Genomic DNA, 10,926 nt, shown 5'->3' on the forward strand with positions numbered 1-10,926 from the left:
GCAGCCCCCAGGTCCGTGTGCATCGCGCCCTCCCCCCCCCTGCTTCGGCGACAGGCTCTCAGGGCCTCAGGGCCTCAGGGCCTCAGGGCCTCAGGGCCTCAGGGCCTCACCTGGCGGACAGGCTCTCAGGTGGTGACCAGGGTGACCTCGGTCGCCTTGACGCTCGTGTAGACGGACACCCCGTCGGCCAGGTGCAGTTCGGCCGCGGCCTGCGGGGTGATCTCGGCGACCAGGTCCGGTGCGGCGTCCGTTCTGCTCGTGCCGTCCGCTCCGTCCGCTCCGTCCGCGGCGTTCGCGCCATCCGCCCTGCTCGCGCCGACGAGGACGCGCATCCGGCTGCCGACCGTGGTGATCTCGCGCACCGTGCCCTGCCATACGTTGCGCGGGCTGCCCTCGGGCCGCTCACGGTGCAGTGACACGGCCTCGGGCGCGATGATCGCGAGGGCTGGGGTGCCGGGTTCGGCCGGATCGGCCAGGACCAGGCGGCCGCCGTCGGTGAGGGCGAGGCTGCCGTCTTCGGCGACGGTTCCGGCGAGTGCGTTGCGGCCGAGCATTCGCGCCACCCAGGGTGAGCGCGGGTGCCGGGACACCTCTGCAGGGGGCGCGTCCTGGAGGGTGCGGCCGTCTTCGAGTACGAGGACGCGGTCGGCCAGCGAGACGGCCTCGACCGGGTCGTGCGTGACGATCAGGCACACACCGCCGAACCCGGACAGATGCGTGCGCAGCGTGTGGCGGACATGCGCACGGGTCGTCTGGTCGAGGGCCGCGAGGGGTTCGTCGAGCAGCAGCAGCCGCGGGCTCGGCGCCAACGCCCTGGCCAACGCGACCCGTTGGGCCTGCCCGCCGGAGAGCTGGCCGGGCTTGCGGTGGGCGAGGTGGCCCACGCCGAGCCGGTCGAGCCACTGCTGTGCGGTGCGCCGCGCCTCGCCGCGCCGCACGCCCTGGGCCCTGAGCCCGTACGCCGTGTTGGCGAGGGCGCTGAGGTGCGGGAAGAGTGCGCCGTCCTGCGGCACCCAGGCGACGCCTCGCTGATGCGGGGCCAGCTTCGTGACGTCGAGGTCACCCAGGCGCAGCTCGGCGCGGGCGCGTGGGGTGAGGCCGAGCAGGGCCCGCAGCAGCGTGGTCTTGCCGGCGCCGTTGGGTCCGACGACCGCGATGGTGGTGCCGGGCTCGGCGTCGAGGGTGAGCCGGGTGAAGCCGGTGACTTCGGCGTGCAGCGGCCATTTGGCCACGGGGACGGGCGGCGGTTCGAGGGGCGTGGGCTCACCGGCCGCGTCGGCCGGCCCCGCCGGCTTCCTGTTCCTCGGCCGACCCGTCGGTGTGCCGGTGAAGCGTCCGCGCAGCGACACGAGGACGGCCATGGCGACCGCGAGAAGGAGCAGCGATACGGAGGTGGCCGCCTCGGGTTCGTCCTGGAGCAGCAGATACACCTGCAGGGGCAGGGTCTGGGTGGTGCCGGGCAGATTGCCGGCGAAGGTGATGGTGGCGCCGAACTCGCCCAGGGCCCGTGCCCAGGTGAGGGCGGCGCCGGCGACGAGACCGGGCGCGACCATCGGCATGGTGACCGTCCAGAACACCTTCAGCGGTGAGGCGCCCAGCGACGCCGCCGTCTCCTCGTACGAAGGACGCAGCCCGGCGAGCGCGCCCTCCAGGCTGATGACCAGGAACGGCATGGAGACGAAGGTGGCCGCGACGACGGCGCCCGAGGTGTGGAACGGCAGCGTGATGCCGAACCAGTCCTCGAGCCAAGGCCCGAGCAGTCCGCGCCGCCCGAACCCGAGCAGCAGCGCCACCCCGCCCACGGTCGGCGGCAGCACCATGGGCAGCAGCACGAGCGAGCGGACGAACGCCTTGCCGCGGAAGTCGACGCGGGCGAGCAGCCAGGCCAGCGGGACGCCGAGGACGAGCGAGAGCGCGAGGGACCAGAGCGAGACGACGAGCGAGAGCCGCAGCGCCTCGGTGACTCCCGGGCTGCTCAGGTGCGTGGCGAGTTCGCCCCACGAGGTACGGACGAGAATGCCGATCAGCGGGATCAGCAGGAACGCGATCGCAAGCAGGGCGGGCACGGCGAGCGCAACAGGGGTGCGGCGGCCGGGTGTGGCGGGGCGCTGGCGGCTCATGGTGTCGTCCGGGGTGAGGTTCTGATCGGATTGCGGCTGATCTGATTCGGCTGATCAGTTTCGGCAGATCGGGCGGCCGATCTGATTCAGCAGATCGGATTACGGCTTCTGGAATCCGGCGTCCGCGAGGATCTTCTGCGCCTCGGCGCCGCTGAGCCACTTCACGAACGCGGCGGCGGCAGCGCTGTGTTCGGAGACCTCGAGGGTGGCGGCCGGGTAGGCGGCGATGGCGTTCTGCGCGTCGGGGATGTCGATGCCCTCGGCCTTGCCGTCGGCGGCCGCGATATCGGTCTTGTAGACGAGGCCGGCGTCGGCTTCGCCGAGTTCGACCTTGCTGAGCACCGCCCGCACATTGGGCTCCTGCGAGACCGGCTTGACGTCGACGTTCTGCTGGTCGAGCACCTGCTGGCTGTAGCGGCCCACGGGGACCTCGGGCGCCGCGAGGACCACCTTGAGGTCGCTCTTCGCAAGGTCGTTCAGGTCCTTGATGTGCTTCGGGTTGCCCTTGCCCGCGGCGATGACCAGCCGGTTCTTGGCGATGACGGTCGGGGTGCCGGTGTCGGCCTGCAGGCCGTCCATCGTCTTCTCGTCCGCGGTGACCAGGGCATCGGCGGGCGCACCCTGCTTCACCTGCGCGGCAAGATCCTGGGACCCGGCGAAGGAGAACTTCACCGTGGTGCCCGGGTGTGCCTTCTCGTACGCGGTTCCGGCGGTCTTGAACACATCGGTGAGCGAGGCCGCGGCGAGCACGGTCAGCTCGGTCCTCTGTCCCTCACCGCCGGTGTTCTCCGTCCCGCCGCTCTCCTCGCCGCAAGCGGCGAGCGGGAGCAACAGCGCCGCGGTGAGAGCTCCGGCGGCCGCGCGGCGCGGGGTGAGGGCGATCGTCATCTGGTGGCACTCCTTGTACGGCACCGTGCGGGCGGTGCGAGCGGTGGTGATGGGTGCGCCGGGGACGGACGGCGTGCGCACCCGAGCTGCGGCTCAGGTGCGGTCGATGTGCACGTTGGTCGACTTCACGCGGGCGGTGGCCTGCATACCGACTTCGAGGCCGAGCTCCTCGACGGCCTCCCGGGTCAGCAGGGAGACGAGGCGGTGGGGCCCGGCCTGGATCTCGACCTGGGCGGCGACGTCGCCGAGCTTCACCGCGGTGACGATCCCGGGGAAGGCGTTGCGGGCGGAGGTGTACGAGGTCTCCTCGTCACTGTGCGTGCCCTGGCCGACCTCGACCGAGAACGCGGCAAGGGCGCGGCCCTCGATCAGCCGGCGCCCGCCCTCGTCGCGATGGGTCTCGACGCGTCCGGCGTCCGCCCAGCGGCGGACGGTGTCGGCGCTGACGCCCAGGAGACGGGCCGCCTGCCCGATGGTGTACGACTGCATGTGCGTCAACGTAGGCCCGCATCAGCCGCATCTGCAAGCCTCTGCCGGATGCCGGTACGCAGATGCAAGGTTCCTCCAGGGCCACGCGGCGTCCATGTGGACGATCGCCCAAGAGCCCGGCACGAGATCGTTCCGGCGGCGGGGGCGGGCGCCCCGGTGCTCAGTCGTTCGACGACGTGTGGCGGTACCGGGCCCAGAACGGAAGGGCGAACCAGCACAGGACGTACCAGCCGACGACGCCGGTCACGAGCCACGGCACTATGCCGTCGTGCAGCACCACGCGCAGGATCAGCAGGAGGGCGGCCGCGAGCGTGCCGAGCAGCAGGATCAGGCCGGTGAAGACGAGCCGCGAGGCCCAGGTGACGGTCTGCGGCTTGATACGGCGGCCGGAGACGATCCGGTGGAACGAGACCGGTCCGATCAGGGCCCCGGTGGCGAGCGAGCCGAGGAGCACAGTGGCGAGGTAGATCGCCCGGTCGGTGTCCCCGAGGTCGGCGAACCGCGGCGTGAACGCGACGGTCAGCAGGAAGCCGAACAGGATCTGGACACCGGTCTGCGCGACGCGCACCTCTTGGAGCAGTTCGGCCCACTGACGGTCGGCCCGTTCCTCGGGGGTTTCGTTCCGGCCGTCTTGCAGGCCGGCCTCCGCACCGTTCTCCTGTGTCGTCACGCCGTGCACTCCCTCCGCCCGGACCGCTGACCCTCACGGGTACCCGGTCCGGCGCAGGTCAGACTTCTCCGGGCCGCTTGCTCGGGCCACGGCACCATCCAGCCTCGCAGTGGAGGTATCGACCGGCAAGGCGAGGATCACGGCACCAGGCCTTCGCGGTCACTGCGCGGACCGGTGAGTGTTCGGGTCCATGGGAGCCCCGGCGAACGCGTCCAGGAGGACCCGCTCCCCCAGCGGCTGCTTCAGCTTCACCGTGACCTCCGCGGTCAGCAGCTGGGACGTACAGGGGCCGTCGTCGCGGCCGCGCACCGATGCGGTGAGCACGACGCTGTCGCCGGTCTCCAGTGCCCGCACCTCGGGACCGTCGTCGCAGGCGCCGTGCCCGGCGAAGACGGTCAGGGAACGTCCGTCCCGGGCCACGGACTTGAGGCTTTGGAGCGGCATCAGGTCGTCGGACCGGTGGGGCGCCGGGGCGATGGGGGTCTTGGCGATGGCATCGGGCGCCACGGCCGCACGGATCAGCGGCTGGTCGTACCCCTTGATCGTGAAGTACCAGACAGGGATGTACGCCGGGCCGCGGCTGGTCCTGACCTGCTGCTGGTCCAGCTTCGCCCCGGTGATCGTCAGGCGGGGCTCCTTGCCGGACTGCTCCGTGTGTCCGAAGAGCTCGAAGACCGCCTGGGCCGATTGCACCTCGACCTCGAGCGGCTTGCCGCCACCGCTCTCCCAGCGGATCTGCCCGCGGCTCGACTCGTCGGGCAGCTCTTCCTCCAGCGTGAACCGCCCTTCTTCATAGGCCATCTTGTCTTCCCCGGAGTGCCAGGCATCCTGCGGGGGCCAGGCCAGCTCTTCGAGCGGGAAGAACCCTTCGTGCCATTGCCGCGCGGCATCCGATCCCCGCCAGGCGTCGGCGACCTGCTGCGCCCGGCTCATCGGATCACCGCCCCCGCCCGGCGCGGTGCCCACGGTGCCGCCTTCGCCGCAGCCTCCGAGGGCCAGTGTCCCGGTCAGCACCAGTGCCAGCACGCCCAGTAGTTGTCGCGTACGCATGACTCCGCCCCTCGCAAGCACCCGGTCACGGCCTCGCGCCGTGTCGTCGCTAGGACGTGCGGACGGGGCGAAACGTTCGCCCTGTGGCGCGCCGGAGCGTCATTCGGCCAAGGGCTGCCGGGCGGATCAGGCCCCGGGCAGGTCCGGCAGCCGTCCCTCGTGGAGCCATGCCCGGAAGAGTTCGTCCAGGGGCCGGTCCGCGTAGCGTTCCACGTGGGCCGTGAACATCTGCGTGGTCACCACGCCGCCGCGGTGGAGCGTGGCCCAGGCGCGCAGCATCTTGAAGAAGGCCACGTCGCCGAGTGCGCAGCGGACCGCGTGCACCGCGAGGCCGCCGCGTTCGTAGAGCCGGTCGTCGAACATCAGCTTGCGGCCGGGGTCGGCGAGTTTCAGATCCTGGGGGCGGCCGGCGAGCGAGCGGTGGGCGACGGCGGCCAGTTCCTGGGCCATGCGTCCGCCCGAGCGCTCCGACCAGAGCCACTCCGCGTACTTCGCGAGTCCTTCGTTGAGCCAGATATGCCGCCAGTCGGCGATGGTGACGCTGTTGCCGAACCACTGGTGGGCGAGTTCGTGGGCGACCAGGCGCTCCGAACCCCGGGCGCCGTCCACGTGGTTGGTGCCGAAGAGGGACAGGCCCTGTGCCTCGACGGGTACGTCGAGTTCCTCGTCGGCCACCACGACGGCGTACTCGCCGAACGGGTACGGCCCGAAGAGGTCCTGGAAGAGGGTCATCATCTGCGGCTGGCGTGCGAAGTCACGGGAGAAGTCCGTGAGCAGGTGGGCGGGGAAGTGGCCCGTCTGCGGGATGCCGCCGAGGCCCGGGTCGCCGAGCAGCGCGGTCTGGTACTTGCCGATGGACAGGCCGACCAGATAGCTCGGTGTGGGCGCCGCCTGCTCGTACAGCCAGGTCGTGGTGGAGGACTTGGTGGTACGGGTGAGCAGCTTGCCGCCGACGACCACCTGGTACGCGGACGGCGTGGTGACCGAGATCTGGTACGCGGCCTTGTCGGCGGGCCGGTCGTTGCACGGGTACCAGGAAGGCGCGCCGACCGGCTGGCTGGCGACGAGCGCGCCGTCGGTCAGCTCCTCCCAGCCGAGGCTCCCCCAGGGGCTGTTCACGGGCTTGGGGTTGCCGGAGTAGTGCACCTCGACGGTGAAGGCCTTGCCTGCGGGCAGCGCCTTCGCGGGTCTGACCCGCAGGCGGCCGCCGCGGTGCGTGTAGTGGGCGGCACGGCCGTCGACGCGGATCCGCCCGATCCGGAAGTCGGCGAGGTTGAGCTGGAACTCGCCGAGCGGGGCACGGCCCGCGATGGCGCTGATCCGGGCCGTGCCGGCCAGCCGGTTGGGCCCGGGGCGGTAGTCGAGGTCCAGTTCGTAGCGGTGCACCCGGTAGCGGAGATCGCCGTTGTCCGGGAAGTAGGGGTCCGCTGCCGCCTTCTGGTGCCCGCTCACGCCTGGTCCGCTCCCTGCCCTGTTGCTCGTACGGCGTGCCGCCTCGGCGGACCCCTTGGAGAACAGCGTCAGGGGCGCCAGGCCTCGATCGGGTTGCCGAGCCAGCGGGTGTCCGCCGGCAGCGACTCACCGGCCATCACCAGCGACGCGGGACCCAGGGTGCTCCGGGCACCGACCTCGCTGCCGGGCAGCACGATTCCGCCCGGGCCCAGGGTGGCGCCCTCGCGGAGGACCACAGTATCCGTCCTCAAGATCCGATCGTGGAAGAGGTGCGTCTGCAGGACACAGCCCCGGTTCACGCTGGTCGCGGACTCGAGGGTGACCAGATCCGTCTCGGGCAGCCAGTAACTCTCGCACCACACGCCCCGCCCGATGTGCGCGCCGAGGCCTCGCAGCCACAGGTTCAGGACGGGCGTGCCGGGGACCGCTCCGGCGAGCCACGGCACCGCGAGCATCTCGACGAAGGTGTCGGCGAGTTCGTTGCGCCAGACGAATCCGCACCACAGCGGGTGCTCGCCCGTGCGGTGGCGGCCGACGAGTGCCCACTTGGCGGCGACCGACACCAGGCAGGCGAGCACTCCCGCGGCGAGCAGCACGGCACCGCTGAGCAGGACGGCGAGCCAGAGCCCGTACGAGGCGAGGAAGGTGAGCAGACCGGCGGTCAGGACGAGGAGTGCGGCCGAGCAGAACACGGGGACGATCCGGCACAGTTCGACCAGCGCACGGGCCAGGCGCAGCCCGAGCGGCGGGGCGTAGGTGCGGCTGTCGTCGGAATCGGCGGCCGAACGCGGCAGTTTCACCGGCGGCAGCCCCAGGTAGGAGCTGCCCTTCTTGGCCTTCTTCGGGGTAGCCGAGAGAACGCCGACGAGTCCGTCGTCGGGCACGCTGCGGCCCGGTGCGGTCATCCCCGAGTTGCCGAGGAAGGCCCGCCGTCCGATCTCGGCGCGCCCGATCCGCACCCAGCCGCCGCCGAGTTCGTACGGGGCGGTCAGGGTGTCGTCGGCGAGGAACGCGCCCTCGCCGACCGTGGTGAGGCTGGGCAGCGCGAGGACGGTGGAGACCTCCGCGCCCCGGCCGATCCGCATGCCGAGCAGCCGCATCCACACGGGCGTCACGAGACCCGCGTACAGCGGGAAGAGGGTCTGCCGGGAGAGGTCCATGAGCTGCGTGACGGTCCACGCCTGCCAGCCGATGCGGCTGTGTGTGGGGCGGGTGCCGGTACGCAGACCGAGGCTGAGGACGCGTACGCCGACAAGGATCACGGCGGCATACGTGAGGCCGAACGCGAGCGTCGCGGGGACGAGCGCGAGGGCAGCGCCCCGGGCGGCCTCGGCGAGTGTGGCGTCGGCGGGCACGAACGCCTGGGCGACGAGCAGCGCGGGCACGGCGGCGGCGACGGGAAGCAGGCTGAGCGCGATCCCGGTCAGGCCGTACATCGCGCGCCAGTGCACGGCACGCGGCGGCCGGTTCTTCGGCCAGTCCCGCTTGGCCTTGCCGAGCTTCTCGGCGGGCGAACCCGCCCAGCGCTGACCGGTGGGGACCTGTGCGCGCACGGCCGAACCGGGGGCGACTTCCGCGCGCTTGCCGATGCGGGCGCCCGGGAACAGGATGCTGCGCGTGCCGACGACCGCGCCGGCGCCGACCTTGACGGTGCCGATGTGCAGCCGGTCGCCGTCCAGCCAGTGCCCGGAGAGGTCGACTTCGGTCTCCACGGCGCAGCCGCGACCGAGCTTGAGCAGTCCGGTGACGGGCGGCAGCGAGTGCAGATCGACGTCGGAGCCGACCTTGGCGCCGAGCGCGCGTGCGTACCGCTCGAGCCAGGAGCCGGTCAGGGAGGTCGCGCCGCTGTACTCGGCGAGGCGTTCGGCGGTCCACAACCGCAGATGGACGCCGCCGCCGCGGGGATACGTGCCGGGACCGACGCCCCTGAGCAGGAGCCGGGCCCCGCCCCCCGGGGTCAGGGGACGGCCGGGCGGGGGGGACAGGGCGGGGGGACCCGCGGCGGGCCGCCCCCCCGACGCGGGATGAACAGGACGAGGGAACCGGCGCCGATCAGCCACCAGGACGCGGAAGGCGCCCACGGGTAGGCGCCGAACCAGTGCAGCGCATTGCCGAGCGCGGCGAGCGCGACCGTCCAGCGCAGGCCCATCAGGGTGAACAGCGGCAGGATCAACAGCAGTTGGGCCACCTGGGCGCGGACCGGCACGGGCTTGATCTCACGCGCCTTGCCGTCGTCCTGGACGGACTTCTCCAGGCGCCGGGCCAGTTTGCGCAGGACGGGCCGCTCATAGATGTCGAGCACGGCGGCGCTCGGGTAGCGCTCGCGCAGCCTGGTGGTGAGCTGCGCGGCGGCGAGGCTGTTGCCGCCGATCGCGAAGAAGTCGTCCGATGCGCTGGTCACCGGGATGCCGAGGGTCTCGCTCCACTGTTCGGCGAGCCAGGCCTCCGTGCCGTACAACTGCTCGCCGCGACCTGACGTTTCCAGCTCGGGCAGCGGCCACGGCAGGGCGTTGCGGTCGACTTTGCCGGAGGTGCGGGTGGGCAGGTCGGCGACCGGGGCGAGCAACGGGACGAGCGCGGCGGGCAGTTCGGCCCGCAGCTTCTCGACGGCGCCGGCGTGGTCGAAGTCGTCCTGCGTGACGATGTAGCCGACGAGCAGTTGATTGCCGCTGCGTGCGCTGCGAACGGCTGCGGCCGCGCCCGCGACGCCGGGCAGGGCCTGCAGGGCGGTGTCGACCTCGCCGAGTTCGATCCGGCGGCCGCCGAGTTTGATCTGCTCGTCGCTGCGGCCGAGGAAGATCAGGCCCTCGGGTTCGGCCTTCACCAAGTCACCGCTGCGGTACGCGCGCTGCCAGCCCATCGATTCGAGCGGTGCGTACTTCTCGGCGTCCTTGTCGGGGTCGAGGTAGCGGGCGAGGCCCGCGCCGCCGATGACGAGCTGACCGCTCTCCCCCATCGGTACGGGGCGGCCCTGGTCGTCGACGACGACGAGTTCCCAGCCGTTCAGGGGAAGTCCGATACGGATGGGCTCCTCGCCCGTCATCAGGGCGGCGCAGGCCACGACGGTCGCCTCGGTGGGGCCGTATGTGTTCCAGACCTCGCGGCCCTCGGTGACCAGGCGCTGGGCGAGTTCGGGCGGGCAGGCCTCGCCGCCGAAGATCAGCAGACGGACGTCGTCGAGGGTGTCGGGCTCCCACAGGGCGGCGAGCGTGGGCACCGTGGAGACGACGCTGATCTCCTGCTCGACCAGCCAGGGGCCGAGGTCGGCGCCGCTGCGGACCTGGGAGCGGGGTACGGGGACGAGGCAGGCGCCGTAGCGCCAGGCGAGCCACATCTCCTCGCAGGAGGCGTCGAACGCGACGGAGAGGCCGGCCATCACGCGGTCGCCGGGGCCGATCGGGTCCTCGGTGAGGAACAGCGCGGCCTCGGCGTCCACGAACGCGGCGGCGCTGCGGTTGCTGACGGCGACACCCTTGGGCTTGCCGGTGGAGCCGGACGTGAAGATGATCCACGCGTCGTCGTCGAGACCGGGGCGGGCGGCGGGGACGTCGGCGGGCTTGTCGACGGTGAAGGTGTGGCCGGCGCCGATGACGGTCCGTACGCCGGCCTCGCCGAACACCAACTCGGCGCGCTCGTCGGGGTCTTCGGCGTCGACGGGTACGTAGGCGGCGCCCGCGGCGAGCACGGCGAGGATCGCGGTGTACAGCTCGTTGGTGCCGCTCGGCACCCGGACGCCGACGCGGTCGCCCCGGCCCACGCCGGCCTCGTCGAGGCGGCGGCGTAGGTCCTCCACCTCGGCGGCCAGGGCGCGGTACGTCAGGCGGCGGGTGCCGTCGTCGAGTGCGAGCTCGTCGGGGTGGGTGCGCACGGTGGCGTCGAGGATGTCGACGAGGGTGCGGGGTGGGGCGGCGGGGCCGGCGGTGAAGTGGGCCGGGTCGTCGAACTGTTCGCTCAGCTCCGCTTCGAGCAGGGTGAGCTCGGCGTTCGTACCGGTGGCTTCCATCGGGTCCCATCGTCGAGGCCTCGGCTTCGCAGGGGGATGATGCCGGCGTGTCCCTGGTATGCCCGGGGTTGTCCGGGGGTGGTCCGAACAACCGGCTTATCCTAGTCGGCTGCTTGGGGGCGGGCCTGTTGGAGCTGGGGGTTGGGGGCGTGATTGCGGCCACGTCGGGTGTGCTGGGGGTGTGTCGGGGGGGTGTGGGGGTTCCAGGCGCAGGGGTAGGCCCCGCGGGCCCGCACCTGGCGCCCGGCCGCTGT

The 10,926-nt window shown here is 72.1% G+C and carries 6 protein-coding genes and 1 pseudogene; all 7 read right to left on the reverse strand.

The features are described from left to right. Nucleotides 1-125: 125 nt before the first annotated feature. A complete protein-coding gene (locus JAO81_RS08500; RefSeq protein WP_199547174.1) occupies nt 126-2,120 on the reverse strand; it encodes an ABC transporter permease in 1,995 nt (664 codons plus the stop codon). A 99-nt stretch (nt 2,121-2,219) separates the two neighbouring features. Then, nucleotides 2,220-3,008 carry a molybdate ABC transporter substrate-binding protein gene (modA, locus tag JAO81_RS08505; protein ID WP_199547175.1) on the reverse strand — a complete coding sequence of 263 codons (789 nt, stop codon included), beginning with the start codon at nt 3,006-3,008 and terminating at the stop codon, nt 2,220-2,222. A 93-nt stretch (nt 3,009-3,101) separates the two neighbouring features. Then, a complete protein-coding gene (locus JAO81_RS08510) occupies nt 3,102-3,497 on the reverse strand; it encodes a molybdopterin-binding protein (protein WP_199547176.1) in 396 nt (131 codons plus the stop codon). A gap of 160 nt (nt 3,498-3,657) precedes the next feature. Further along, on the reverse strand, nt 3,658-4,167 hold the full coding sequence (locus JAO81_RS08515) for a DUF6328 family protein (protein WP_199547177.1): 510 nt from the start codon (nt 4,165-4,167) through the stop codon (nt 3,658-3,660). A 159-nt stretch (nt 4,168-4,326) separates the two neighbouring features. Further along, complete coding sequence (locus JAO81_RS08520) at nt 4,327-5,217, reverse strand: hypothetical protein (RefSeq protein ID WP_199547178.1); 891 nt, start codon at nt 5,215-5,217, stop codon at nt 4,327-4,329. 126 nt (nt 5,218-5,343) lie between these two features. Continuing rightward, nucleotides 5,344-6,669 carry a M1 family metallopeptidase gene (locus tag JAO81_RS08525; RefSeq protein WP_199547179.1) on the reverse strand — a complete coding sequence of 442 codons (1,326 nt, stop codon included), beginning with the start codon at nt 6,667-6,669 and terminating at the stop codon, nt 5,344-5,346. Nucleotides 6,670-6,737: 68 nt separating this feature from the next. Continuing rightward, nucleotides 6,738-10,672, reverse strand: a pseudogene (locus JAO81_RS08530) (Pls/PosA family non-ribosomal peptide synthetase). Nucleotides 10,673-10,926 lie beyond the last annotated feature (254 nt).

Source organism: Streptomyces sp. N35, from assembly GCF_016464295.1.
GTDB lineage: Bacteria > Actinomycetota > Actinomycetes > Streptomycetales > Streptomycetaceae > Streptomyces.